Here is a 26142-nt window from a genome sequence, read left to right as displayed (position 1 = left end):
ATCTCCTGCTGCAGAAAAAGTGGCTGGCGACGTGCCGCCACGGTTAATGGTGTAAATGCCAGCGCGGCGTGCTGATTTTCACGCCATGTCACTGTTTATTTGCGCGTGCTCACAGCCTGACAATTCGGTCGGCAGGCTGTTTGACTTTATTTTTTTATTAAAGTAAGTATGAGTGAGTGCGTTTGTGTGCGGCTGCAGCCTGCAGGATGTCAGGCGGTGAGATGAAAGGATGCCGACCCTGGTCTGAAGAAGGTGAGCATAATGTCTGTTTCTTCCGTTCGTTCGTTCCGAATTCGCAATGTGGGTCGGCTGCTGGTAGCGGGCCTGCTGGCGGGCAGCGTCTCTCATGCCGCCCACGCTGCTGTCACTCTGAATGAGTGGGATATCTACAACTACCCTGAGCAGACCGCTGCGGTGGATGAAGGGATTAAAGAGTTCTCACAGCAGAATCCCGGCATCGTGATTAACCGCTCGGTTCACTCCTTTGAAGATACCCGTATTCCGCTGAAGCTGGCACTGACTGCCGGTGATGGCCCGCAGATCGCCCAGGTCAACCAGGGCGGCGGCGATATGGGTTCGCTGGTTAAAGATAAGCTGTTGCTGCCGCTCGATAGCTATGCCGCCAGCGACGGCTGGACTACCCGCTTCCCGGACTCGATTCTGAAACGTAACCGCTGGTCAGACAGCGGCGAGTTTGGTAGCGGCAAGCTGTATGGCATCGCCAGCCTGGGCGAAATGGTCGGGCTCTATTACAACAAAGCGGTGCTGGACAAAGCGGGCATTGCGGTGCCGAAAACGCTGGCTGAGCTGGAGAGTGCCATGGCGAAGCTTAAACAGCAGGGCACCGCGCCGATGATGCTCGGTCTGCTGGATGGCAATATGGGCCAGCAGCTGCTTAGCACGCTGTGGCAGGCGCAGATTGAAAGCCATGACCGCAAGACGCTGGATAATCTGATTTACGATGTGGGCGGCACCTTCAAAGACAGCAAGCTGGTCAATGCCGCCACGATGATGAAGAGCTGGACCGACAAAGGCTACTTCTTCCCTGGCTTCCAGGGCATTGGTCACGACGATGCGGCGACGCTGTTCCAGAACGGTCAGGCTGCGTTCCTGGTCAGCGGCACCTGGTATCTCGGCCAGTTTAAAGACAACAAAGATATTCACTTCGCCGCGATGCCTGCCGGTGAAGGCGTGAAACAGCCGCTGATGGTGGGCGGGACCGATCTGGCGTTCTCAATTACCAGCACCGCCAAAGGCAAAGATCAGCAGGAGGGTGCAGCGAAGTTCATCAACTATATGGTCTCTGATGCCATGGCGAACCGCTGGCTGAAAGTGGGCTTCCTGCCGGCCAGCACGAATAAAGCGGCCAAAATGCCAGCGGATAATCCGCTGCTGGCGGAGGCATATCAGGTCTGGCTGACGCTCAACGACTATGACGGTTTAGGCCACTACGTGGACTGGGCAACACCGACCATGAACGCCGAGCTGAATCAGAACGTCCAGCTGCTGCTGGCGGGTCGTCAGACGCCCGATCAGATGGTGGTGAATTTTGATAACAACTATCAGCGTTACCTGAAAACCCTGAAGCATTAAGCCGGAGGCCCGGCGAACAGCCGGGCCTGAGCATCGTTCTGAACCACGAGTAGGGTTATGTTGAATTTAAGCAGCTGGCGTAATTTCCTCTATGTTCTGCCTGCGGTGCTGGTCTATGCGGTGTTTCTGCTGTTCCCGCTGCTGGCCTCGCTGGGCATCAGTTTTACCGAATGGGACGGCACCTCACTGCCGGTGTTTAGTGGCATCAGCAACTACATGCGGATGTTCAGCGATCCGGTGTTCTGGATTGCGCTGGGCAATAACGCCATCCTGATGCTGTTCTATACCCTGTTGCCGATTGGCGTCGGCCTGCTGCTCTGCAGCTTTCTGTATGACACGCGCAACAATAACGAACGTAGCGTGCTGCGCATTCTCTTCTTCCTGCCCTACATCATGCCAATGGCAGTGCTGGGTGTAGTATGGCGCTGGCTCTATAACCCGGCGTTTGGCCCCATCGACCAGATATTACGCGCGATCGGATTGCCCCAGCTGGCGCTCTCCTGGCTGGGTGATTTCACCTGGGCGCTGCCCGCTGTCGGTCTGGTCGCGACCTGGTACTTCTTCGGCTTCTGTCTGGTGCTGTTTATGGCAGGCCTGCAGCGTATGGATCCCTCACTGCTGGAAGCCGCCGATCTGGATGGCTCATCGCGCCGTCAGAAATTTATGCGTATTACGTTGCCCGGCCTGCGGCCCGAGCTGCGGATTGCGCTGCTGCTGACGGTGATCGCCAGCCTGAAAGCCTTTGACCTGGTCTATGTGATGACGCAGGGCGGGCCAGGTACCTCCACCATGGTCACCAACATCTTTATGTATAAGCAGGGCTTTGACCTGCACTACTTTGGCTACGCCTCGTCGGTGGCGGTGTTCAGCATGATTATTGTTTTAGGGATCAACTATCTGATTCATCTGGCCTTAAAGGAGCGTTACTGATGCGAAGCACGCCGGTGATTTCACGCGCGCTGATCTGGATCGTGGCGCTGATGACGATTCTGCCGTTTCTGATGGCGCTGATGACCTCGTTTAAAACCCAGATGGAGCTGTTTCAGGGCATCTTCACGCTGCCAGCCTCGCTGAATTTCAAAAACTACGTGACCGCGTGGCAGCAGGGACACTTTAACGTCTACTTCCTCAACTCGGTGCTGGTGGTGATTCCGGTCGTACTGTTCAGCGTGCTGCTGGGTATTCTGGCTGGTTTTGGTTTCGCCTGGCTGAAGATCCCCGGTAAAAAAGTGATTGGGGCGATGCTGGCGCTGGGGATGGTGCTGCCGAGTGAAGCCTTTATCATTCCGCTCTATCACGAGCTGCGCTGGATGGGGCTGACCAACACCTATCTGGCGCTGATCCTGCCGCAGATTGCCCTGTCGCTACCCTTTACCACGCTGATGATCGCCAGCGCGTTTCAGCAGGTGCCGAAAGAGCTGGTAGAAGCGGCGGTGATGGATGGGGCGTCGCGGGTCAAAATTCTGTGGGGCATTCTGGTGCCGGCGATCTGGCCAACCCTGTCGACGCTGGGGCTGCTGCTGTTTATCTGGACCTGGAACGAGTTCCTGATCCCACTGATTCTGGTCAACAAAGATGAGCTGCGCACGCTGCCGATTGGCATGATGTTTTTCCAGAACAAAAACACCATCGACATTCCGGTACTGATGGCGGGCGCAATGATTGTGATTATGCCGCTGATCGTGGTGTTCCTGATTTTCCAGCGCAAGTTTATCAGCGGCGTCACTGAAGGGGCCGTGAAGTAATTTGTGATATCCCGCACGAAACGGCGTACTGGCGACCAGACAAAGGTTTCCCGCGCCGTGTCGTGCTGGAATTTCTCCTCCTCAATCCTGCGGGAGACGCATGATGCACCTTTCCCTTGCTGATTTTCATCCTGTCGCCGATGGCGAAACCCCGGACACGGCCGTGCTGCAGCGCGCCATGGATCAGATTGCGGCGGCCGGCGGGGGTCGTCTGACTCTGCCTGCCGGGCGTTATCGCAGCGGCTGCCTGAATCTGCCGTCTGATTTTGAACTGCACCTGGAAGCGGGTGCGGTGCTGATCGCCAGCCCGCGGCTGGCTGACTACCAGGCGGTGCAGGCACTCAGCTGTGCTGAGAAGTCCCATAACGTGCTGCTCTATGCGCTGGGCCAGCGCAATATCACTATCAGCGGCACTGGCCGCATTGATGGCGAGGGGGAAGCCTGGTTTGCCACTGAGCGGGATGAGCAGGGTTATCGCCTGCCGCGTCCTGACCGGCCGCGCATTATTGTGTTTGAAGATTGTGAACAGGTGACACTGACCGCCTTTACCATCGTGCAGGCGCCAATGTGGACGGTGCATCTGGTGAGCTGTCGCCATGTGCATATCGACCATCTCACTATCGACAATGCGATGACCATGCCGAATACCGATGCGCTGGATATCGACGGCTGCGAGGCGGTGTTTGTCAGCAACAGCTACCTCAGTGCCGCCGATGATGCTATCTGCATTAAAACCACCCACAAACCGGCTGCGCTGCGGCGTCCGGCGCGGCAGATTATGATCACCAACTGCCTGCTTCGCAGTTACAGCTGTGCCTTTAAAATCGGCACCGAAACCTGGGATGATGTGGAAGATGTCACGGTGACCGGCTGCACCATTTTTGATTCCAACCGGGGCATCGGCATTCTGTCGCGTGACGGTGGTGCGATGCGGCGTCTGCTGTTCAGTAACCTGACCTTTGCCTGTCACCATGCGCCGCCCTGTCACTGGGGCAAAGCCGACCCGCTGCATATTTCTGTGCGCCATCGCGATCCCGCCATCACGCCTGGCGTCGTGGAGCAGGTGCAGTTCAGTAACATGACGGGCGTGGCGGAAGGGGCGATTAACCTGCATGCGGCAGAACCGGGCTGGATACGCGATGTGGTTATCAGCCAGCTTCAGATGCGGCAGACCGTGTCGCCGATGACACAGGGACACTATGATGTGCGGCCGCCCTGTAACCCCGACTCACCGACCGGCATGGGGCTGGATAACGCCTACAAACTTGACCCGAAAACCGGTGAAGCCTTTGGCGTAGAGCGCTATCCCGGCGGTTTGCCGGGCCTGTTTGCGCGCGGGGTAGAGAACCTGCAACTGCACAACCTGGTGATCAACAGGCCCGCGCCGTTACCGCCAGGCTGGCATGCTGAATGCGTGGTGCAGTTGCCGGACTGATTTACAGCGCGGCGGCGATGGCCGCGCCGAGCTCTTCGGTGCTGGCGTTGCCGCCGAGATCGCGCGTCAGATGCTCTCCCGCCGCCAGCGTACGTTCAATTGCATTTAACACCGCATCACCCGCCGCTTTGTAGCCGAGATGCTCCAGCATCATCGCCCCACACCAGATCTGCCCGATGGGATTGGCGACGCCTTTGCCTGCGATATCCGGCGCAGAACCGTGAACCGGCTCAAACAGGCTGGGGAACAGGCCTTCCGGGTTGATATTGGCGGAGGGCGCAATGCCAATGGTGCCGGTACAGGCCGGGCCGAGATCGGAGAGGATATCCCCAAACAGGTTGCTGGCCACCACTACATCAAACCAGTCCGGGTGCAGCACGAAGTTGGCGGTAAGAATATCAATATGATACTTGTCGACGCGAACCTCGGGGAACTGGCCGGACATCGCTTCGACGCGGCTGTCCCAGTAAGGCATGGTGATAGCGATGCCGTTGGATTTGGTGGCGGAGGTCAGGTGCTTCTTCGGCCGGCTCTGCGCCAGCTGATAAGCAAACTTCAGGATGCGGTCAACACCGGTACGCGTCATCACCGTCTCCTGAATCACCACTTCACGATCGGTGCCAGGGAACATGGTGCCACCCACGCTGGAGTATTCACCTTCGGTGTTTTCACGCACTACATAGAAGTCGATGTCGCCGGGCTGACGGTTTGCCAGCGGTGCTTTCACCCCTGGCATCAGTCGCACCGGACGCAGATTGACGTATTGGTCGAACTCACGGCGGAACTGTAGCAGCGAGCCCCACAGTGAAACATGGTCGGGCACCACATCGGGCCAGCCGACCGCGCCAAAATAGATCGCGTCAAAGGCTTTCAACTGCGGAAACCAGTCGTCAGGCAGCATTTTGCCATGCTGCTGCCAGTAGTCAGCGCTGGCGTAATCGAACCACTCCCAGCGCAGCGGAATGTTAAATTTCTCAGCAGCCGCATTCATTACACGGACGCCTTCCGGCATCACTTCTTTGCCGATGCCATCGCCAGGGATCACAGCAATAGAGTAGATTTTATCAGTCACAGGGCACCTTTCCGGTTGATGTTCGAATTGTGTACGCAGTATAACTGTCGATTCCGGGGAAATAATGAGCCTGAAAGGCAATCCATTGTTGAATCAAAGTAGAGAATCCCGCACCTCCACTGATGACTTAGCCTTCTTTGTTCGCCTGGCCGCGCTGGATAGTCTGACTGCGGCGGCGCGCGAACTGGGCCTGTCACTGGCAGCGGTAAGCAAACGTCTGAGCCAGCTGGAGCAGCGCCTTGGGGTGCAACTGCTGCGCCGCACCACACGCCGGCTGGAACTGACGCCGGAAGGCCGCCGTTATCTGGCGGGCGCGCGTCCGCTGCTGGATCAGCTTGCGGCGCTGGAAGAGGCGGTCAGCGGTGAAACAGCCCAGCTGCGCGGCACCCTCAACATCAACGCCTCCTTTGGTTTTGGCCGTCGCCATATCGCGCCCTGCGTCTCGGCTTTTGCCGCGCTGCATCCGCAGCTCTCACTGTCGTTACAACTCAGCAGCCAGCCGCTTAATTTTCTTGATGCGCACATGGATATCGATATCCGCGTTGGGGAGCCGCCTGACTCGCGGCTGGTGGCGCGTAAACTGCGAACCAATCCGCGTATCCTCTGCTGTTCGCCCGCCTATGCTGCCCGGCACGGCCTGCCTGCCACGGTGCGCGATCTGGCGCAGCACAACTGCATTTTACTGCGTCAACACGACAGCGATTTTACCCTGTGGCGGCTGACCTGCGGTGAACAGAGCATCAGCCAGAAAGTGCGCGGCAGCCTGATCACCAACGATGGTGAAGTAGCGATGCGGCTGGCGATGGATGGACATGGCATTCTGCTGCGTTCCTGGTGGGATGCGCAACACAGCCTGGCTGCGGGCGAATTGTTGCCGGTGCTACCGGACTGGCAGGCACCTGATGGTGATATCTTTGCGGTCTGGCAGGCGCAACGCCAGCTTCCTGCTCGTATTACCGCGTTTGTGGCGTTTTTGCAGAGTAATCTTCAGGTTGTTGATTAGTTGAGGTTTTATATTGAGTGACGGGCACGGAAAATTGTCTGCGGACAATAAATATACCGCATTAAGCTGATTCGGTTGCTTCAGGGTGCCGCTGCGTTTACACCCTTTTTAGTGATGCGTATGATTCTCATTCTTTTTCTTCCCTGCCTGCCCGCTGTGTTGCGGCCTGCCGGGAGCAGCAGATGGATAGGGGAGTTAACTATGAAAGCGTTGTTCAGCTCGCGTAAAGCGGCACTCGCACTGGCGATAGTCACCACCTTCAGCCTGACGGCGTGCCAGATGAGAGCGAAAAAAGTGGATGGCAATGCGCTGATGGTGATGCAGCCCTCCAGCCCCGATAATCTGATTCAGCGCGAGCTGGGCGACGGATTATATGAGATGGCGTATCTGCCCGCCAAAAATACGCTCTATGTGGCCAGTGCGCCCGAGGGCAAGGATATCAGTGGCGGCATGATCTACCGTCTTGATGGCACCACGCTGCAAAGCACCGGGGCGGGGCATTACGATCTGAAAAATGCGGGTCTGAGCAGTGGACAGGATGGCAGCGCGCTTTACACCACCCAATCAGTGGATGGTGGCATCGCTAAGATCGATCCCGATACCGGCAACGTGCTGAAGCGCCTGATGTTTGACGAGAAGAATGAGAAAGGATCGCCGGTGAAAACCCGCGAGATCTTTCTGCATGACGGGCTGCTCTATGTCGGCGGCGCAGACGAACGTGGCGTGATCTGGGTCGTTGATGCGAAAACCCTGACGCTGAAAGCCCGGATTAAAAATGCTGGCAAAGGTGTCACAGGCATTATCTTCTCGCCAGTCAGCGATCGCATTTATGCGGCGAACGGCAGCGGTGAAATCCTGGTGATCAATCCGCGCAATCACAAAATCGAGCAGCGCCTGACGGCAGGTGATGGGCAGGACACTCAGTTCCTGAATATGGCAGAAGATCCGGCAACCGGTCGCCTGTTTGTCACGGATAACGCCAAAGAGAAAAATACCCTGGTGTTTGATGAGCGCAGCGGCAAGGTGATTCAGCGTCTTGATCCAGGCGATTCAGTGGGGATTAAGTTTAACGGTAAGCGCAATGAGATTTATATCAGCCAGCGCGAATCGAAGAAGGTGCTGCAGCTGGATGGCACCACGTATGAAGTGAAAAACAGCTGGTCGTTTGAGGGTCATCCAGAAAGCCTGCTGGTCTCACCGGACGGCCAGACACTGTATGTGACTCTGAAGCAGGGCTTCAATGACGACCACAGCCATCAGCTTCTGGATGGCGTGGCGAGTATCACGCTGCAATAAAAAAGGCGGCATCGCTGCCGCCTGAAATCTTACTTAGCCACGCCCTCGACCAGCACCACGCGATAGTTCGCGCCTTTCAGACGGTGCGCTTTGGCAGCCTGATATTCCGGGCTGTCATACCATGCATGTGCTTCTTCACGGCTCGCGAATTCCAGAATTACCACACCTTCTGCTTCCTGACCTTCCAGCGTTTCCAGCTCGCCATAAAAGGCGAGAGGGTTGATCTGATGATCGCCGCGCGCCTGGCCCGCTTTCTCGGCGTAGATCGCCATTTCGTCCTGGTTCAGGGTGTTATCACGAATAAATACAACGTATGCACTCACAGGTCTCTCCTTACGCTTTTTTATCCTGGGTTTCGGTATCGAAGTCAGCAGCATCATGACGCTCATGCAGCTGATCGGCCGGGTCGCCCATGACGCGGTTGACCTTGCGGCCACGAATAACGGCAGGACGCTGTGCGATCTCTTTCGCCCAGCGCACCACATTTTTATAGGACTGCACATCCAGGAATTCGGCTGCGCCATACTGGTCATTCAGCACCATGTTGCCGTACCACGGCCAGGTGGCGATGTCAGCGATGGTGTAGTCATCACCCGCCAGATAGCGGTTATCAGCCAGCCGACGATCCAGCACATCAAACTGACGCTTCGCTTCCAGTGTGAAGCGGTTGATGGCGTACTCAATTTTTTCTGGCGCGTAGTGATAGAAATGACCGAAACCGCCGCCGAGATAAGGCGCTGAACCCTGCAACCAGAACAGCCAGTTCAGGGTTTCAGTACGGCCAGCGATATCTTTCGGCAGGAAGTAGCCAAACTTTTCCGCCAGATAGAGCAGGATATTGCCGGATTCAAATACCCGAATCGGCGGCGTTGCGGAGTGGTCGCTCAGCGCAGGGATTTTCGAGTTCGGGTTCACATCGACAAAACCGCTGGAGAACTGATCACCTTCGCCGATACGGATCAGCCAGGCATCATATTCAGCATCGTTGACGTTAAGTGCCAGCAGCTCTTCCAGCAGGATGGTGACTTTCTGGCCGTTAGGCGTGCCGAGCGAATAGAGCTGTAAAGGATGTTTACCGACCGGCAACGCTTTTTCATGGGTGGGACCTGCGAACGGACGATTAGTTTTCGCGCCGTTACCTTTGGCTTCAGGGTCCCAGGTCCAGACTTTTGCGGGCTGATATGCATTTTCCGACATAATGAAAGTTCGCCTTATGGTGTGGTATTGGTCTGGAGTGTAGCAGGTGCTGCAAAGGGGGTTTAACTCTGCTGGCTGTGCGAAGGTGTGCTAAAACGGGGCGAGCTCAGGCGGGTCGCGGCATCAGAGAAAAGTGAATAAAAGTGTGTCAGGCGGGGCGTTTGTTGTCCTGAACAGACATTACCGTGCAGCCAGCCATGACTGCACGGCAGGTCGGTTTACAGCAGTTCGCGCTCAATCAGTTCGCGTGTTTCAATCGCCTGAACTTTCATTTTTTCCGGATAGCCAAACAGAGACGCTGCGATGATCGGTTCACCGCCGACTTTATGGGTGCGGGTAGCAAAGCCGGTGTCGCGCAGCGTTTTGAAAAGGGTATCGAAGTCCACTTCGCCTTCGCCCACGCCAACATGCTGGTGGATGGTGGCATCCACGCCTGGCGGGTTAACGATATAGCGACAGTGTTTTGTATGGTTCATGGTATCGGCGATCAGCATGTGCGACAGATCGTCACCCGCGTACTCCAGCATCGGTTTCACATCCCCTTTGCCTTTGTCATAGAAGAAAGTGTGTGGTGCGCTGTAGATATACTTTACGTTATCGCTGCGGAACGACTTCACGATATCCACGGTTTCGTTGTTCTCTTCGCAGAAATCCCACGGATGCGCCTGAATTTCGACGCGGATGCCTTCACGTTCGATGATCGGCAACAACTCTTCCATCGAGCGATAGAACATCTCTTCACAGATTTCCGGTTCGTTAGGGGTGCCGGAGAGTTCGGTGTTAATCACCTGCACACCCATCTCAACCGCAATCTCGATCATCCGCTTCCAGTTCTTCACCGCTGCCTGACGGCGCAGTTCATCCGGACCTGACCAGCGGTAAACAACGATAAACGAGGAGATCTCCAGCCCGGTGGCGCTTAACGCATTTTTATACTCGGTGATTATTTCACGGCTGGCCTTAGGATGTTTATAAAACGGGTTGATCTGCGGATGCGGCGACTGTTCGATATATTTGTATCCCCAGTCGGCCACCTGATGAACCATACGGGTGATGCCTAAATCTTTGATTACATCCACATCAAAAGCGATTTTCATCTTTCTGCTCCGGGCACATTAAGGTTGCTGTTCTTCATTGAAGGTGACGCCAATCTGCTGCCTGACGTTGTCCATCGCAGCCAGGGTGATAATCGCCTGGTCAAGTGGATGGACAGGCGAATCGATCCGATTCTGGCCGATACACCAGGCGAAGTGGTTAATTTCATGGCTGAGCTGTTCATAGCGGTTAGTGGGTTCCTGCCATTGCAGGCGGTGCCTCCGGTCGCTGGAGGTCAGGGTGAAATTACCAGGCGCATAGAACTGGCCCGCCAGCTCCAGCGTGGCGTCGCGACCGGCGATCACCGCACCGCCTGGCGTGTTGCTGAACAGCGTGGTATTCAGTACTGATTGCATGCCGTGCCGATGGGTAAACAGCATCGACGTCTGACCGTTAACGCGGCCATTCGGGACGGGCTGACCACGGGCGACGATCGTGTCAGGCGCACCGTCGCCCACAAACACACTCAGCGCCACCAGATAACTGCCGAGGTCAAGTATTGGGCCGCCCGCCAGATCGGCATTGAAAATGCGATGATCCGGCGTGAAAAACTCACCATGATCGGCAATCAGGGTGTGGACCTCACCGGGCACGCCATCCTCCAGCAACTGACGGATGACGTCATACTTCGGCGCAAAGTTACACCACATCGCCTCCATACAGAGCAGGTTCGCGGCAGCGGCGGCCTGTTTAAGTTGCGTTGCCTGCGGCGCATTCAGCGCCAGCGGCTTTTCAATCAGCAGAGGCTTTCCGGCGGCAATCGCACGCAGACCGTCGGGAAAATGGTGGTTGTGAGGCGTAGCGATATAGACCGCATCAACATCCTCCCGCGCCAGTAGCGCATCCAGGCTGCCTGTGGCATGGCCGATTGCCCATTTGTCGGCAAAGGCCCGCGCTTTTGCCTGATCGCGGGCGGCAACAGCGGTGATCTGCTGCCGGGTATGCCGACGCAGCGCATGGGCAAAATGATCGGCTATCCAGCCTGGCCCGATAATGCCCCAGCGCAGTCGTGGAACCTGGCTGGCATCCGTTATGCGTGGAGCCGGAAGCGTTGAAGGGAACATAGCTTTTCCTTTTGTACGTACGGGCAGGTGGTGCTCAGGACTCCACTATAGAAAGCCCGCCGTCGTCGCTCTAACCTTTTAATGATGTGATCCCATCAATCCGAACGGCGCGGGATTTTTACCCGTTTTAGCAAATAGATGTTTTGAAGAGAATGCAGAAAGAAATGAATGTTTCATTTTGCAAGGGTGATCAAAATTAACGCTGACTTTCTATCAAAAAATGAGAGGAAATGGCCGTGTCACGATAAAGTGTTGATGGCTTATTTAACAGAATCTAAAAGCGTAGCCGTCAGCTAACGCTACCGATAGCAGCAGGGAGAAGGATAATGTCAAAAGTGACGATGACCGCGATCGCGCAGGCGGCGGGCGTGGGTGTGGCGACGGTAGACCGGGTGCTGAACCGCCGTGCGCCGGTTCGCAGCGTGACTGAGCAGAAGGTGCTGGCGGCGGCGCGCGAGCTGGGTTATCGCCTGACGCAGGCACACAGTCAGGCCATCCCGACCCTGGCTGAGGCTCCACTGCGCGTGAGCTTTATCCTGCTGCCTGCCCGCTATTCATTTTATCAGCAACTGGGCGAAGCGCTGAATCAGCAGCTTAAGATGCAGCAGCCACAGGGCCGCGAACCTGAAATCTGCTGGCATGACATTCACGAAGTGGACGCGGTGGCGCAGTCGCTGCGTCAGCTGGCTCAGCGCAGCGATGTGATTGCGCTGGTGGCGCTGGATCATCCGCTGATTCGTCACGCCATTCAGGATGTGTCACGACTGGGTGTACGGGTCTACGCGCTGTTCTCCGATTTCTCGCCCTGTGAGCATGCGGGGTTTATCGGCATTGATAATCAGAAAGCGGGGCGCACTGCCGCATGGATGGCGCAGCATCTGCTGCGTAAGCCGGGATGCGTCGGAGTACTGCTGGGCGATCACCGCTTTACCTGCCAGGAGAGCAGCGAGATCAGTTTTCGCTCCTATCTGCGCGAGTCGGCCATCAGTCAGCGGGTACTGGAACCGTTAAAGACTTATGAGTCGTCAGAGGGTGGCTATCAGGCAACCCGCCAACTGCTGGAGACCCATGATGACCTGGTGATGATTTATGCGCCCTGCGGCGGCATAGAGGGTGTGGTGCGGGCGCTGCGTGAGAGCGGGCGCCGGGAGATTGATCTGCTGTGCCATGGTCCGCTACCGGGTGATGAACTGGCGCTGATTGACGGCACCATCACGCTGATGCTGCGTCATCGCCTTGATGCCATGGCAGAGGCGGTCATACATACTTGTCTCCACAGCCGATCGGAGCAGCACGACCATTTTGCGCAGGTCACCGTGCCGTTTGAGATCGTGACGCGTGAAAACCTGTAAAAAGAGCAGGTTAGCCTATATTTGATAGTAATCTATCATTTATCGCAATTTTTAAACGCGATCTCTATCAAAAAATGAAACTTTCATTGTTGTCCAGGATGAAATTTTTATTTGATACTGCCCGCAGTTCTCACTGCACAGGCAGATATCATGACCTTTCATATTGCTAATGCGCCCTGTAGCTGGGGCGTGGATGATCCCGCTAATCCCTGGCTACCGCCGTTTCACAAAGTCCTGACCGAGGCCGCGCAGGCTGGCTACCCCAGCATCGAACTCGGCCCCTGGGGTTATCTGCCAGTGAATGCCGATGAGCTGACCCGGCAGCTTAATGCCCACTCGCTTTCGCTGGTGGCGGGGACGATTTTTGATGATTTAGTCAGTGAGGCGCATTTTCCGGCGCTGGTGACGCTGACTCACAATTTGTGTCGCACGCTCGCCAGCGTGCCGACAGCCGCCAGAACACCTGGAGCCAGCGCGCCTTATCTGGTGATCATCGACTTCGGCAATCCGGAGCGGGCGAAATATGCGGGTCAGTCAGAAAAAGCGCCACGCCTTTCCGCGGATGACTGGCAGTGCATGATGCAGCACATCACTATTCTGAGCGAGATTGCCTGGCAGGAGTATGGCGTGCGGCCAGTGATCCATCCGCATGCGGGTGGCTGCATAGAGTTTGCCGATGAGCTGGCGCAGCTGGTCTCTGACATTCCGCATGACGTCGCCGGTTTATGCCTGGATACCGGCCATCTCTATTACGCCGGAATGGATCCCGTTGCGTCGCTGGAACAGTACTGGTCGCGCATCGATTACCTTCATTTTAAAGACGTCAATCAGCAGATCTGGCGTGACGCGCTCTCTCGCGGACTCGACTTTTTCACCGCCTGCGCACAGGGCGTGATGTGTCCGCTCGGGCAGGGCGCAATCGACTATCCGGCGGTGCGTAGGCTGCTGACTGAGCGTAATTATCAGGGCTGGATCACCATCGAACAGGAGCGTGATCCGCGCCATGCCGACACCAGCCTGCGGGATGTTAAAGCCAGCCTGGACTATCTCCGATCAACCGGATTCTGAGGACAACAGCATGATTAACGGTAAAAAAGCGGCTAATCGCTCACTGCGCTGGGGCATGATCGGTGGCGGCGGCACCAGTCAGATTGGATATATCCATCGTTCGGCGGCACAGCGTGACGGTAACTTTGTGCTGCTGGCGGGCGCGTTTGATCTTGATGCGGTACGTGGGCGCGAGTTCGGTCAGGCGCTGGGTGTGGCACCTGAACGCTGTTATCCCGATTATGCCAGCCTGTTCGCCGGGGAAGCAGGGCGCGAAGATGGCATAGAAGCGGTGTCGATCGCCACACCTAACAATACCCATTTCGCCATCTGTCGGGCGGCACTCAATGCCGGGCTACATGTTGTATGCGAGAAGCCGCTCTGTTTTACGGTCGAAGAGGCCGATGAGCTGGAGCAGCTAAGTCGTGAGAAGCAGAAAATTATTGGCGTCACTTATGGTTATGCCGGGCATCAGTTGGTTCATCAGGCCAGAGAGATGATTGCCGAAGGGGCCCTGGGAGAGATCCGCATCGTGAATATGCAGTTTGCTCATGGCTTCCATAATGAAGCGGTGGAGCTACAGAGTGAAAGCACCCGCTGGCGGGTCGATCCGCGTTTTGTTGGCCCGAGTTACGTGTTAGGCGATCTGGCGACGCATCCGCTATTTATCGCTGAAACGATGTTGCCGCAGTTAAAAGTGACGCGTCTGCTCTGTTCCCGCCAGAGCTTTGTCACGTCGCGTGCACCACTGGAGGATAACGCCTTTGTGATGATGGAGTATGACAACGGCGCGGTCGGCACGCTCTGGGCGTCGGCGGTAAATGCCGGATCGATGCATGGGCAGAAGATCCGCGTGGTCGGATCGAAGGCCAGTCTGGAGTGGTGGGATGAGCAGCCAAACCAGCTGCGATACGAAGTGCAGGGCGAACCCGTGCGGATTCTGGAGCGCGGCATGGGCTATCTCAGCCCGCGCGCGCTGGAAGAGGACCGCATTGGCGGAGGGCACACCGAGGGATTATTTGAAGCCTGGTCGAATCTTTATCGTCGCTTCGCACTGGCAATGGATGCGACCGATCGCCACGACTCTGCCTTTCTGAAGGATTTCTGGTATCCCGATGTGCATGCCGGATTAGCGGGCGTGCGCTGGGTGGCGCAGTGCGTGAAATCAGCGGACGCCGGAGCGGTGTGGGTGGAAGGGTAAGGGCGTGATAAACAAAACCTCAACCCGCCAGAGACGGGTTGAGGAAAGCGGCGTCACCTGTGTGTACAGCGCACTGCCGCTGACATTTTAATTATCACCCGTTGAAAAGGGCCGTAACAGGCAGGACAAAAAACATCCTGACCGGATAATTGCATCCACACGACATTATTAACTTTTTATCTCGGATATATCAGCCTGTAAAGCGGGACGCCAGGCAGACCTGCTCCTGATTACGGCAAGCAATACTGTGCGGGACTAAGCCATGTGTAGTGTTAAAGCAATAAAGCTAAGCGAGCTATGCTGAACAGATTGCAACACATTCTCAATGCTGCTGATCGTTCCGCCGGCAATCATATTTCGTGAGTCTTTTCCGTCTACCGTAATGATGTTGTCACGGTAAACCGTGACGTTATTGCCTTCGTCGCGAATAACAGAACTGATTTCATCTGCATATTTCCCGCCCAGTTGCAGAGCGGCTCCCTGACGACTTTGATAAGGAAGCGGCGCCTGCCATTGACCCGAAGAAATAAGGTACGTTGACTCAAATGAATTGACGCCGCTTGCTGCTGAGCTCAGGCAACTGATTCCACTAATACGTGGGTTAATTTCCAGCAGATAAAGGCTGTTTTCCGTAACAATAAAATCGACACAGCAGACACCATTGAAACCCAGGTGATTTAATAAGAGGATCAGTTTTGTCTGGACCTCGCCGGTTAACTGTTTGCTGAAAAGACCAGGATGACAGACGCGTATCGTATCAAAATCAGAGCGAACTCCCATTGAACTCTGGCCGGTATAACAGGGAGGCTGGAAAAAGTAATTCCCCGGCGTACCAGCAATTTCTATGCAACCAAGCGCACCATCAATAAAGGACTCAATTAAAATATTCTTGCGCTGATTCTGACTCAGCGTCTTGATCAGCTGGTCTTTGTTACTGATTATCTCAATACCATGCCCCATACAATCCCACAGGGGTTTCAGAATGACGGGAAAAGCGATATGGCTGACCAGTTCCTGCTCAAGTTTGTCTCTGCAGCCCGGTTTTAAAAGCTCGCCATGCGTAAATTCGCGGTCCAGAAGTTCCCAGCGCGGCGTGGGAAGGTTGAATTGCTCAAAAAGCATTTTGGTTGCTCTTTTATCGGAGAGCTTATATACAGCATTAATCGGGCCAGGCACCGCGCTGACGCCTTCTGACAAAGTGATGTCTTCAATGGTCCTTTCATTGGGAATAGACCAGGAAATAACATGGCTGACGGAAGCCGGCTGACGCTCACTTTGGGTATCGTCAATTGTGGCATCAGGCCTCATCGGAGACGAAGAGTGAGGCTGATCTTTGAGCAGCAGTCTTGAATCACTGTGCTTGCTTTTGATCGTTTCCCAGGCCATTTCGAGAAAAGGTGATGCCTGGCTTATATCCAGCGAGCGGATGCAGAGTATGGGAAAATCACTCATACGATAGAGACCCTGGTGCTTTGTGAAAATTCATCCATAGCCAAAAGTATCGACTGCTCAGAATCAGCGGTAAAAATGGCCCATCCCAGACGTTCAATATTTGTAGACCCCGGTTTTACCGGCGAATTTTCACTAACGGTAGAGCGGGTTTCAATGACGGATGCATTTTCCAGCCTGGAAGGAATTTCAAGCTGCTTTAAAACACCTTCGGCGTCAGGCCGGACAAACTGAATGGCACAATAGCGTTTAGGCACGGCAGGTTTGAAGTCACTATCCAGCATGCCGACGGCCTGGCGGGCATAGATTTCAAGCGGGTCCTGATCGGTGGAAAGGGCGACAAGGCGAGGAATATAGTCACCTGCTGGCCGTGAACAGCTCTCAATAACGCGTGGCTTTCCTTCTTTGTCTAATTTGATTTCAGTATGGCTTATGCCATTCGTGATGCCCAGGGCAATAACTGCCTGAGCGGCAACGTTCAGAATCTCATCGCGTAAGGCGTCAGGAACAGGCGCCGGGAAAATGTGTCCGGTTTCTGCACGCGCTTTGCCGGGCGTGGTGAACTTCATTGTCACCCCCCAGGGCGCATATCGACCTGAGACGGAAAGGCCTTCAACACTAAACTCCTGTCCGGGAATATATTCCTGGACCAGAATTTCTTTGCTGAAAGGAATACCGTGTGGATATTCATGTGTCCATTGTGATGCGTCTTTACATGCCTGAGGAAACTCGTTGCTCTCCATCAGCACTGAAACGCCAAAGGAGGCTGCATTTTCAGCCGGTTTGACCACCAGAGGAAACGCCAGCTCTTCCAGAGGAAGTTGATGCACATCATCCTTGTCGGTTAATACCGCCAGCAGTGCCGGTAACGGACACTCTGCCTTCGACAGCGTGCGGTACATGTCATATTTGTTTCTTCTGGCTCTGGAAAGCGAGGCATCCGGACCGCAAAGATTGAGCCTTTGTGCGACTTCTGCTGCGATATCTGTCAGAAACTCCCAGGCGACAACCACCCCGGAAACGCCTTTCTTATTCGCTTCGCTGACCAGCGTCTCAATGGCCTGCTGGCGCACTGAAAAGTCCAGAAAAATGAGGTCATCAATCATTCCTGAGACTTCTTGCAGCATGGAGTCATAGACTTCTTCTGTTGTGGCGACGACTGAATGATAACCCAGTGCGCGTATTGCCTTAAGAAGCAGCTCTCCTCCCATACCGATCGGCTCAATAACCAGTATGCTTTCGTTTCCATTAGTAGTTGTATTCATTAACTCCTCCTTTTAAATTTTTGAATCCCAGACTAAAAGTGACTGCGGTCAGTAAGAGCAGTACTATCCAGGTGGAATGAGTATTCATATCCAGCAGCCAGCCAAAAATTGCCGGAGACAACGTCATTCCTGCCGACCAGGTCATCTGGAAGGCAGCCATGTAATTTCCATTATTTACTTCCGGGGCTAGTTTTATACTTAGCATGTTGACCGACGGCGTAGATAACATTTCTGCAAGGCTGTAAATAAGCATCGCAACAATTAACAGTCCACCAGTAACTATCTGATTGTTTACAGTTATGCTGGCACACCAGAAAATAATGAATGAAAGAATATTCAGATAATAAGCGTGTTTTATGTTCTGGACGGGATCGTTCTCTTTTGTCCATGATGCAATATGGGTGCTGATTAGCGCCACAATGGCCGTATTTAAAATGACCAGTCCGCCTGAGAAAAAAGCAGGAAGGCCAAGTTGTTTGGTTGCATAAATAACAATTACGAGCGGAATAACCATTGCAGCAATGACTAAGCCAAAGTTAACAATCAGAAGCTGGCGATAGCTGGTATCGCTCAACACTTTTCTTATATTATGACTTTCTGCTTTTTTGTGGCTATTCTTTACCGTCTGCACGGCGACAGGATGCCACATCAAAAGTGCCAGGCAGGATAGAAAATAAAGTGATGCCGACGCAATAATAATAAAATGCAGACTGCTGTCAGAATCAACAGAAAAAGCCAGTGAAGTAAATATGGTGCCCAGTCCCATACCAATATTCCTGATCGACGCAATGAGTCCGAACCAGGTTTGAGTCCCTTTCCCACCTGAAGCCAGTGAAACCAGCCCCCGGTTGCTCGTCCAGAAAATATGAGATCCTGCCTGGGTAAAAAACTGCGTCAGCATTATGGTAAAAGGGTCTCTGGCGAAAAGACACATGACAAACCCCGCGCCGCTGATAAAATCGCCCCATATCGACAGTTTCTTAGGACCGAGTCTGTCCAGTAACCTTCCAATCAGGACAGGTACTAAAGAGGAAAGGGCGCGCCCTGTGGCAATAGCTACGCCTATTATTGAGAGCGTAAGCGTTGTCGTTCTGTCGAAGTAGATCATCATAAACGCCATGATCAATCCACCACCCGTTGCATTTAATATTGTCGATGCAACAAATAGTTTGGAACGATTTATGTTTGGCACTGAAATCTTGAATGTGGTTTTCACGCAGAGACCTTTAAAACTAAGTGATTAAGCTGCTATTTACCGGGTTCTTCATCGAGGTAAATGCCTGATAAAATTCATCCGAAATCGTGCTGATTGCTGCAAGTGTTTCCTGGGATTTCCATTTCCTGCTCAGATATTCAAGTGCGGCAATGTGGAAATCACTATTGCCCAGCTCTTTGAGGTAAATATTGATAATGTCCCGATCGACATTTAGCTGCAGCGCATTATAAATTTTCAACAAGGTCGCGGCCTTTCTGAAAAAAGGATCGGCTATATTCTTCTCGAACTCAGACGATTTTTTAAAGTTGCCGTTTCGTGAAGCCTCTTCAGCCTGAAAAACCAGTGCTAACACTTCATCAATATTTTCTGCGCACGTGGTTATTTTGGTCGGGTTAATCTGGCATTCGTACATGCTTACCGGGTTCTTCATGCTGCTGATTTTCTCTGCAGTCGAGTAATGGCGGTTATAGATATGGAATGTGCCTACATACCAGGATAACTTTCCGACTTTCCACCCAAGCGTATTAGCAATAATTTCGTGTAAAACGCTCCACTCAAAAAAATTGATGCCGCTGAATCCCCAGATGGCATCATTCGCGCGGACGGTAACATGTAAATCAAGATAACCGCCTCGCTGGATGAAGTGCAGCCAGTTATTACAGGGAACATCTTTTGTTTCCTGATAATCCGTTTCAGGATCAAAGATATTCATTACTGCACGTTTTGTCAGCGGGTCTTCTCTAAGGCGATTCACCACGCCCTGCAATTGGTCTACTTTCCCTTTCCATTTGCGCAACCGGGGTCCGTAGGCTGCTCGCCAGGTCAGTGAGTCATCGGAATAGTCCTCTGCGCGAGGAAGATAATGTTTAAGGAAGTGCAGATCATCCCGTCCAGCGAGTACCCACATCGTTTCTGCAACCTGCGCAAAGACGTTATTATTTCTGTGGGGTAATACCAGGAATCGCTCTGTAGGATGGCGGATTTTGGTTAATGTGGAGAGAACTTCCCGTTGCTCCTGATCGCGTGAGCCAACATCGTTACCATTCATCATGATGTTATTTACGGTATTAACCAGCGCATGCGTAATATTACGATTCATGGGCGACCTCATAACCTAACTTCGCCATTTCACTTTCGATAATCTGAAAGGCATCTTCAACCTGCTGATAATCATAATGGCGACATCCATCACTGCCAGATATCATGGCTGAAACGCTTTTTTCATTTTTTCTGTAGAGCGTGATAACAGGAATACGCCAGCTGATTGCCGTCGCAATTTCATAACCGACTCCCAGACTTGGAGTTGTGACTTCAGCGACAACCACCTGAGAATGGCGTAGCCAGTGCAAATCACGGTCATGAATAAATTTGTCACTCAGGAAAGACTGACCACCATCAGATAAACTGTAATCGCCCACGTGTTCGGTAATAACTTTACCGTAGCCCTTGAGCTTATTAATCAGTTTCGCGTAAACAGGAACATCATCCCGCCCGGCTCTGATTGAACCAGCAAAATAGATAACTAATCCATTATCAATAACAGTTTCAGGCGAAAGGGTATGTGCTAATTCACTCACGATGCTTCTCCATATAAGGGTTTCCTTTGACCGAAAAATAATAGTCATGCTTTCAGTTTTTTGAAGCTTCTAAAAAGAGTTTTATCCAGTTTATTAACGAAATTAATAAAGCCGGGGAGGTACTCTTTCTGTTTTGAAAATTTGAAAAGCGATAATGCCTTTCAGGTGATTTAACAATTCATGTTCATCAAGACTAAAATGCAGTGACATTATTGTAAATATAAGTAAAGGTACTTACACTAAGGAAAAAAATTCCACAATTGGAGGGGGTATGGAGAGTCTGCGAGGCCTCAGGGCGTTTGTTTATACGGCTGAACTGGGCAGCTATGTTGCAGCGGCAAGGGTGTCAGGCATCTCTTCTTCAGCAATTGCTAAGAGTGTGGCGAAACTTGAAGACGAACTCGGGGTAAGGCTTTTTCATCGGACAACGCGCAGCATCGGTCTGACTGAAGAAGGGAATGTCTTCTATGAACGGTGTAAGTTCATCCTGAATGAGATTCGCGATGCCAGAGCCCTGATTGCCGAAACGCGTATCACGCCCTGCGGCAGATTACATATCAGCGTGCCGCAAATTTTCGGGCACTCCCTTTTAATGCCCATACTTCCACGTTTTATTGAAAAGTACCCTGATATACAGCTTGATATCGATTTTGAAGATCGCGTGGTGGATCTGATTGCGGAAGGAATAGATGTCGCTGTGAGAAGTGGTGAGCTGGCAGATAACCGCCTTGTGAGCAGAAAGCTGGGAGAGCAGTATTTTGTCGTCTGTGCCAGCAGAGAGTATCTAAAAACGCATGGCGTCCCTTTGAACCCTGCTGATCTGGTCCACCATCGCTGCATACATTTCAAATACCCCTCAAGTGGCCGTATCGCCAGCTGGGCTTTCTCTGCCGATTTTGAAAACCTGGACCTTCCCAGGGATCTTATATTCAACAATACTCACGCTGGGTTGCGGGCAGCCATTGATGGGTCAGGCGTAGCTCATCTGCCGGTCTATGTTGCTGAAGAAGCATTTGAAAAAGAGTTACTCGTCCCTTTGCTGACTGAATACATGCTGCCATTAGGATCGATGTCGCTAATCTGGCCTTCTAACCGCCATTTATCCTCGAAGGTCAGAGCATTTGTGGATTTTGTCAGCAGCGAACTGGTTCAGGGGGACTATTTTACGAATATCGGCAGTCAGACGCTGAGTGGGCCTGACGAGGAGTGAATTGAAGGGGATGGGCGAGCCACAGGATGTGGCGAGTCTATCGAACCTTCGATAACGGGTTCGCCTCAGAACGCAAAAAACCCGCCAGAGGCGGGTTTCTTTAAATTTTGGTGCCCGAACCCGGAATCGAACCAGGGACACGGGGATTTTCAATCCCCTGCTCTACCGACTGAGCTATTCGGGCAACGGGGCGCATTAAACCGTAAAGGCCGCGGGTCGTCAACGGCTTTCACTAAAAAACCCCAGGAAACGTGACTGATTGCCTGAATTTCAGTCAAAGCGGGTAAAACCTCAGGCCAGCGCGCCATTTTTGCGGCACAGCGCGATGCTGTAGACATCCTCCGCCAGCCGTTGAGCAGTGGCGACATCCTGCACATTACGCTTCACCAGTAGCCTGCTCAGACAACCTTCAAGAATCAGTTCCATCTGATCGGCCACCATACCTGGGTTATCCAGCTCCTGTTGCACCAGAATGTCATGGGTGAACTGCCATGAACCGCGTTTTTGCTGCTCGGCCAGTTTATGGATGGGCTGATCGGGCTGTGGGTAGAAGCTACAGGCGGCGATAAACAGGCAGCCTGGGAAACGGCCTTTGCTGACCTGCTCACTCAGCACTTCATAGCGTGCCATCAGTTTCTGATCCGACGACAGAGATTCATCCAGCAGGATCTGACGGCGCCAGGTTTCAATCTGCTGACCGTGATAGCGCAGCGCATCATAAAGCAGCGCGTCGCGATCGGGCCAGAACTGCTGAAGCCGATCAAGCGTTAATTCAGTTTCTCCCGCCAGAGTTTCCAATGAGAGGGTGGCGGCGAGGCCGTTCTGTTCAAGCACATTCAATGCATGCTCGAGTATCTGTTCACGCTGCAAGTGACTCTCCTCTGGTATGCAGGCCCGGCAATTTCGCCGGGCAATGACCTGTCCAGTGTTGTTTATGGGGTAAGTTTCTGCAAATGCGCCTGGAAATCGGCGGCATTGAGAAACCCGGTGATGCGCGAGTCGGGGATTTCACGGCCCTGCGCATCAAAGAACAAAATGGTCGGTAAGCCCAGCACCTGAAGGTGCTGCAACAGCGCGTTGTCGCTGGCACTGTTGGCCGTGACGTTAGCCTGTAGTAGCTGTACCTTGCTCAGGCTATCGCGCACGGCGCTATCACTAAAGGTATATTTTTCAAACTCCTTGCAGGCGACGCACCAGTCTGCGTAGAGATCGACCATAGTGATGCGACCATGTGCCTGCTGCAGCGCGCTATCAAGTTGTTGCGGCGTCTGGAGGGACTGGAACGGCAGCGGTGCCACAGCATGCTGTACCGCCTGACCGCCAAATGCCCAGTCCTGTAACGGACGTGCGCTGATTAACGCCGCAGCCAGCATGACAATCTGCACCACGCGCCATTTACCGCTGCTGGCACGCAGGCTGACGCTGAACGCCCAGCCAAAGAACGCCACGCCAAGCAGACTCCAGAGTCGCAATCCCCACACGTCGCCCAGTACTCGTTCCAGCAGGAAGACTGGCAACGCCAGGATGACAAAACCAAAGCCCTCTTTGACGGTTTGCATCCACGGACCGCTTTTCGGCAGCAGTCGATTTCCAGACAGGGTTACAGCGATCAGCGGTAATCCCATGCCGACCGCGTAGAGCCACAGCGTCCCGGCACCGGCCCACAGATTTCCGCTCTGCGCGATGTAAAGCAAAATAGCGCTAAGCGGGGCAGTGGTGCAGGGCGAGCAGATTAAGCCGGCCAGCGCGCCCATCAGGAAGACGCCGGGCAGCGATCCCCCCTGCTGACGATTGCTCCACAGCGTCAGACGGGTTTGCAGGCTTGAGGGCAGTTGCAGCGTAAACAGGCCGAACATTGACAGGGCCAGCACGATAAACAGCACAGAGAGCGTCAACAGCACGTATGGGTGCTGCAACGCGGCCTGAAAACGCAGGCCCGCAGCCGCCACTACCAGGCCCAGCAGCGTATAGGTCAGCGCCATTCCCTGAACATAAACCATCGCCAGCGCAAATAGCCGGCCCAGCGAATAGTGGCGATTTCCGCCCAGGATAATGCCGGAGATCAGCGGATACATCGGCAGCACACAGGGCGTAAATGCCACGCCTATGCCGATCAGCAGCGCCCAGAGCGGGGAAAAGGGCAGCGGATTAGCGGGCTTGGGCTGCGCATTAACCGGCGCAGGTGCGCTGCTGGCTGCAACCGCACTCACCGGTACGCTGCGTGTCTCGGGGGGATAACAGAACCCGGCGGCGGCACAACCCTGATATGTCACGCTGAGCGTGGCACCGGTGCCCGCCTGTTGCAGTATCACAGGCAGCGTCAGATCCTGCGGATAGATCTCACTTTTGCCAAAGAATTCATCCTCATGCGGCTGACCAGCCGGTAGCGTCAGCGGCGCGAGGGTCGCGTTCTGCGGCGTGATGTGGATCTGCTGGCGATAGAGGTAATAGCCCGATTTCACTTTCCAGTGCAGATTAAGCAGAGCGCCCTGCTGGTCGAAGTCAAACGTAAACGCCTGATCAACGGGCACAAAGCGGCTGGTCGCCGGATTAGAAAAGAGGGATGCGTGCGCCTGCAGACAGATAAACAGCGTCAGCAGAAGCGTAATTAAGCGAGAGATGGGTGCAGCCATGACAAGTATTCACTATCTCCATGTTGAACCGGCAGCGCCAGCAATTCTGGGACATCGTAAGGGTGTGCTTCTTTAAGCAAATCACACAGCGCCTGCTGATGATCGCTGTCGCACTTCAGCAGCATCTGGATTTCGCTGCTCTTCTCCATTTTGCCCTGCCAGATATACCAGGAGGTGGCACCCGGCAGCAGTGTCACGCAGGCTGCCAGTCTGGCCTCCAGCGCTAAAGCGGCAAGATGGTCTGCCGTGGCCTGATCAGGCGCAGTGCAGAGGATAACGACAGCATTCATCCTGAGACTCCTGTTTAAAAGAGCGGCGATGATAGCACGCTCCATCCGTAACACGATGAGCGGGCTATAACAGCAACCCACCGAAGACGAAGCCAGAGAGCACCGACAGCGCAATGGCAATTACCCCTGGAATGATAAAGGCATGGTTAAAGACAAACTTGCCAATCCGGGTTGAGCCCGTGTCATCCATCTCAACGGCGGCCAGCAGGGTCGGGTAGGTCGGCAGCACAAACAGCGCCGAAACCGCGGCGAAGGAGGCGATGGCCGTTAGCGGCGTCACGCCCAACAGCAGCGCGGCGGGCATCAGGGCTTTGGTGGTGGCGGCCTGCGAATAGAGCAGCATCGAAGCGAAGAAGAGCACCAGTGCCAGCATCCATGGATAGGTTTTTAGCGTATCTCCTGCCAGCATCTGAATCTCGGCCAGATGCGCTTTTACAAAGGTGTCACCCAGCCAGGCGACGCCCATTACGCAGATGCAGGCGCTCATGCCGGATTTAAAGGTGCTGGCGCTGAGGATCTCACTGGTATCGAGTTTGCAGGTCAGGCTGATGAGTGTGGCGATGGTCAGCATAAACACCACAATCGCTTCATTGCGCGGCAGCGGTGGATTGACGATTAATCCGACGCTGGCGCTGGTTGCGGTGGCATAGAGCACCACAGCCACAATGCCCGTCAGAAACAGCAGCACCGATTTTTTCGCGCCCGGTTTTGCCTGGTAACGGCTGGCGCCGCGCAGCGTGACTTCGCCTTTGGCGAGGCGGGCCTGATAAACCTCATCATCTTTCAGCTCACGGCCTAAGAAGTTAGTCACCAGCGCGGCCAGGAAGAGACCCACCATGGTTGAGGGGATGGCAATCGCCAGCAGCGTGATATAGCCGACACCGCGCGGTTCAAGCAGTGTGGCGAAGAAGACCACCGCGGCTGAAATCGGTGACGCGGTAATCGCTATTTGTGAAGCCACTACCGCAATCGACAGCGGCCGGGAAGGGCGTACGCCTTGCTCCTTCGCCACTTCCGCAATCACTGGCAGCGTCGAGAACGCAGTATGACCCGTACCGGCCAGCAGCGTCATCAGGTAGGTGACCAGCGGGGCCAGCAGCGTGACATGGCGCGGATGACGCCGCAGCAGGCGTTCAGCCAGGCTGACGAGATAATCCATGCCGCCGGCCACCTGCATCGCAGCGATAGCCGCGATCACCGCCATGATGATTTCAATCACATCGAACGGGATAGCGCCGGGTGCCATGCCAAATCCCAGCGTCAGGATCAACACGCCCATCCCGCCAGCAAAGCCAATGCCAATGCCGCCAAGACGTGCGCCCAACCAGATCGCCATCAAGACGATAATCAGCTCAACCACAAACATGAATCACTCCTGCACATTAAATCGGTAAAACCGGGG

24 protein-coding genes and 1 tRNA gene are annotated in these 26142 nt (G+C 54.1%); 10 read left to right on the top strand and 15 right to left on the bottom strand.

Going from position 1 to position 26142, the window contains the following annotated elements:
* The first annotated feature begins 261 nt into the window (after positions 1-261).
* The 4 genes from P2R09_RS19050 to P2R09_RS19035 all read left to right on the top strand — a co-directional run bounded on the left by P2R09_RS19050 (position 262) and on the right by P2R09_RS19035 (position 4773).
* Positions 262-1593 carry an extracellular solute-binding protein gene (locus P2R09_RS19050; RefSeq protein WP_003855662.1) on the top strand — a complete coding sequence of 444 codons (1332 nt, stop codon included), beginning with the start codon at positions 262-264 and terminating at the stop codon, positions 1591-1593.
* A 57-nt stretch (positions 1594-1650) separates the two neighbouring features.
* Positions 1651-2523: a sugar ABC transporter permease gene (locus P2R09_RS19045; protein WP_003855659.1), complete on the top strand. Its 873-nt coding sequence runs from the start codon at positions 1651-1653 to the stop codon at positions 2521-2523.
* The gene (locus P2R09_RS19040; RefSeq protein ID WP_003855657.1) at positions 2523-3338 is read left to right on the top strand and encodes a carbohydrate ABC transporter permease; all 816 of its coding nucleotides are present in this window, start codon (positions 2523-2525) and stop codon (positions 3336-3338) included. Before P2R09_RS19045 ends, P2R09_RS19040 begins: the two co-directional genes overlap by 1 nt.
* Before the next feature lie 103 nt (positions 3339-3441).
* Positions 3442-4773, top strand: a complete 1332-nt coding sequence (locus P2R09_RS19035) for a glycoside hydrolase family 28 protein (RefSeq protein WP_275772144.1) — start codon at positions 3442-3444, stop codon at positions 4771-4773.
* A 1-nt stretch (position 4774) separates the two neighbouring features.
* On the opposite strand, the gene P2R09_RS19030 is transcribed toward P2R09_RS19035, so the two are convergent.
* A complete protein-coding gene (locus P2R09_RS19030; protein ID WP_275771970.1) occupies positions 4775-5845 on the bottom strand; it encodes a tartrate dehydrogenase in 1071 nt (356 codons plus the stop codon).
* A gap of 64 nt (positions 5846-5909) precedes the next feature.
* On the opposite strand from P2R09_RS19030, the gene P2R09_RS19025 reads away from it, so the two are divergent.
* Both P2R09_RS19025 and P2R09_RS19020 read left to right on the top strand, forming a co-directional pair.
* Positions 5910-6848: a LysR family transcriptional regulator gene (locus tag P2R09_RS19025; RefSeq protein WP_275771969.1), complete on the top strand. Its 939-nt coding sequence runs from the start codon at positions 5910-5912 to the stop codon at positions 6846-6848.
* A gap of 201 nt (positions 6849-7049) precedes the next feature.
* The gene (locus P2R09_RS19020) at positions 7050-8144 is read left to right on the top strand and encodes a YncE family protein (RefSeq protein WP_275771968.1); all 1095 of its coding nucleotides are present in this window, start codon (positions 7050-7052) and stop codon (positions 8142-8144) included.
* 29 nt (positions 8145-8173) lie between these two features.
* Here P2R09_RS19020 and P2R09_RS19015 read toward each other — a convergent pair whose 3' ends face one another.
* From P2R09_RS19015 to P2R09_RS19000, 4 genes are all read right to left on the bottom strand, one after another.
* Positions 8174-8467, bottom strand: a complete 294-nt coding sequence (locus tag P2R09_RS19015) for a DUF1330 domain-containing protein (protein WP_003855645.1) — start codon at positions 8465-8467, stop codon at positions 8174-8176.
* Positions 8468-8477: 10 nt separating this feature from the next.
* Positions 8478-9341, bottom strand: a complete 864-nt coding sequence (gene yghU / locus P2R09_RS19010) for a glutathione-dependent disulfide-bond oxidoreductase (RefSeq protein WP_039660633.1) — start codon at positions 9339-9341, stop codon at positions 8478-8480.
* Between the two features lie 218 nt (positions 9342-9559).
* Positions 9560-10438 carry a sugar phosphate isomerase/epimerase gene (locus P2R09_RS19005; protein ID WP_003855643.1) on the bottom strand — a complete coding sequence of 293 codons (879 nt, stop codon included), beginning with the start codon at positions 10436-10438 and terminating at the stop codon, positions 9560-9562.
* A gap of 18 nt (positions 10439-10456) precedes the next feature.
* Positions 10457-11500, bottom strand: coding sequence for a Gfo/Idh/MocA family oxidoreductase (locus P2R09_RS19000; protein ID WP_275771966.1), 1044 nt, complete (start codon positions 11498-11500; stop codon positions 10457-10459).
* 326 nt (positions 11501-11826) lie between these two features.
* On the opposite strand from P2R09_RS19000, the gene P2R09_RS18995 reads away from it, so the two are divergent.
* The 3 genes from P2R09_RS18995 to P2R09_RS18985 all read left to right on the top strand — a co-directional run bounded on the left by P2R09_RS18995 (position 11827) and on the right by P2R09_RS18985 (position 15100).
* A complete protein-coding gene (locus tag P2R09_RS18995; RefSeq protein ID WP_275771965.1) occupies positions 11827-12852 on the top strand; it encodes a LacI family DNA-binding transcriptional regulator in 1026 nt (341 codons plus the stop codon).
* Positions 12853-13002: 150 nt separating this feature from the next.
* Complete coding sequence (locus P2R09_RS18990) at positions 13003-13920, top strand: TIM barrel protein (RefSeq protein WP_275771963.1); 918 nt, start codon at positions 13003-13005, stop codon at positions 13918-13920.
* A gap of 10 nt (positions 13921-13930) precedes the next feature.
* A complete protein-coding gene (locus P2R09_RS18985; RefSeq protein WP_275771961.1) occupies positions 13931-15100 on the top strand; it encodes a Gfo/Idh/MocA family oxidoreductase in 1170 nt (389 codons plus the stop codon).
* Positions 15101-15355: 255 nt separating this feature from the next.
* Here the strand turns inward: P2R09_RS18985 and P2R09_RS18980 are convergent, their stop codons facing one another.
* The 5 genes from P2R09_RS18980 to P2R09_RS18960 are packed head-to-tail and all read right to left on the bottom strand — an operon-like array spanning position 15356 to position 20607.
* On the bottom strand, positions 15356-16552 hold the full coding sequence (locus tag P2R09_RS18980) for an ATP-grasp domain-containing protein (protein WP_275771959.1): 1197 nt from the start codon (positions 16550-16552) through the stop codon (positions 15356-15358).
* Complete coding sequence (locus tag P2R09_RS18975; RefSeq protein ID WP_275771957.1) at positions 16549-17814, bottom strand: ATP-grasp domain-containing protein; 1266 nt, start codon at positions 17812-17814, stop codon at positions 16549-16551. The genes P2R09_RS18980 and P2R09_RS18975 overlap by 4 nt, the downstream gene beginning before the upstream one ends.
* Positions 17798-19030: an MFS transporter gene (locus P2R09_RS18970; protein WP_275771955.1), complete on the bottom strand. Its 1233-nt coding sequence runs from the start codon at positions 19028-19030 to the stop codon at positions 17798-17800. Before P2R09_RS18970 ends, P2R09_RS18975 begins: the two co-directional genes overlap by 17 nt.
* Positions 19031-19046: 16 nt before the next feature.
* Positions 19047-20129, bottom strand: coding sequence for a thymidylate synthase (locus tag P2R09_RS18965; protein ID WP_275771953.1), 1083 nt, complete (start codon positions 20127-20129; stop codon positions 19047-19049).
* Complete coding sequence (locus P2R09_RS18960; RefSeq protein ID WP_275771951.1) at positions 20119-20607, bottom strand: nucleoside 2-deoxyribosyltransferase; 489 nt, start codon at positions 20605-20607, stop codon at positions 20119-20121. The genes P2R09_RS18965 and P2R09_RS18960 overlap by 11 nt, the downstream gene beginning before the upstream one ends.
* 271 nt (positions 20608-20878) lie before the next feature.
* Between P2R09_RS18960 and P2R09_RS18955 the strand changes: the two genes are divergently transcribed.
* Positions 20879-21817 (top strand): LysR family transcriptional regulator, encoded by a 939-nt coding sequence (locus tag P2R09_RS18955; RefSeq protein ID WP_275771949.1) that lies wholly within the window; start codon positions 20879-20881, stop codon positions 21815-21817.
* 108 nt (positions 21818-21925) lie between these two features.
* On the opposite strand, the gene P2R09_RS18950 is transcribed toward P2R09_RS18955, so the two are convergent.
* The 5 genes from P2R09_RS18950 to P2R09_RS18930 form a co-directional block, all read right to left on the bottom strand.
* A tRNA-Phe gene (locus tag P2R09_RS18950) sits at positions 21926-22001 on the bottom strand.
* Positions 22002-22108: 107 nt separating this feature from the next.
* Positions 22109-22687 (bottom strand): transcriptional regulator, encoded by a 579-nt coding sequence (locus P2R09_RS18945; protein WP_275771947.1) that lies wholly within the window; start codon positions 22685-22687, stop codon positions 22109-22111.
* 62 nt (positions 22688-22749) lie between these two features.
* On the bottom strand, positions 22750-24450 hold the full coding sequence (locus P2R09_RS18940; protein WP_275771945.1) for a protein-disulfide reductase DsbD: 1701 nt from the start codon (positions 24448-24450) through the stop codon (positions 22750-22752).
* Entirely contained in the window at positions 24426-24740 is a 315-nt protein-coding gene (gene cutA, locus P2R09_RS18935) for a divalent cation tolerance protein CutA (RefSeq protein ID WP_275771944.1), read from the bottom strand. The genes P2R09_RS18940 and cutA overlap by 25 nt, the downstream gene beginning before the upstream one ends.
* A 64-nt stretch (positions 24741-24804) precedes the next feature.
* Positions 24805-26106 (bottom strand): anaerobic C4-dicarboxylate transporter, encoded by a 1302-nt coding sequence (locus tag P2R09_RS18930; RefSeq protein ID WP_003848321.1) that lies wholly within the window; start codon positions 26104-26106, stop codon positions 24805-24807.
* Between the last annotated feature and the right edge of the window lie 36 nt (positions 26107-26142).

Source organism: Pantoea sp. Cr_R13 (assembly GCF_029222565.1).
Taxonomy (GTDB): domain Bacteria; phylum Pseudomonadota; class Gammaproteobacteria; order Enterobacterales; family Enterobacteriaceae; genus Pantoea; species Pantoea eucalypti.
Note: the sequence above shows the minus strand (reverse complement) of the source record. Positions and strands in the feature narration are given on the sequence as shown.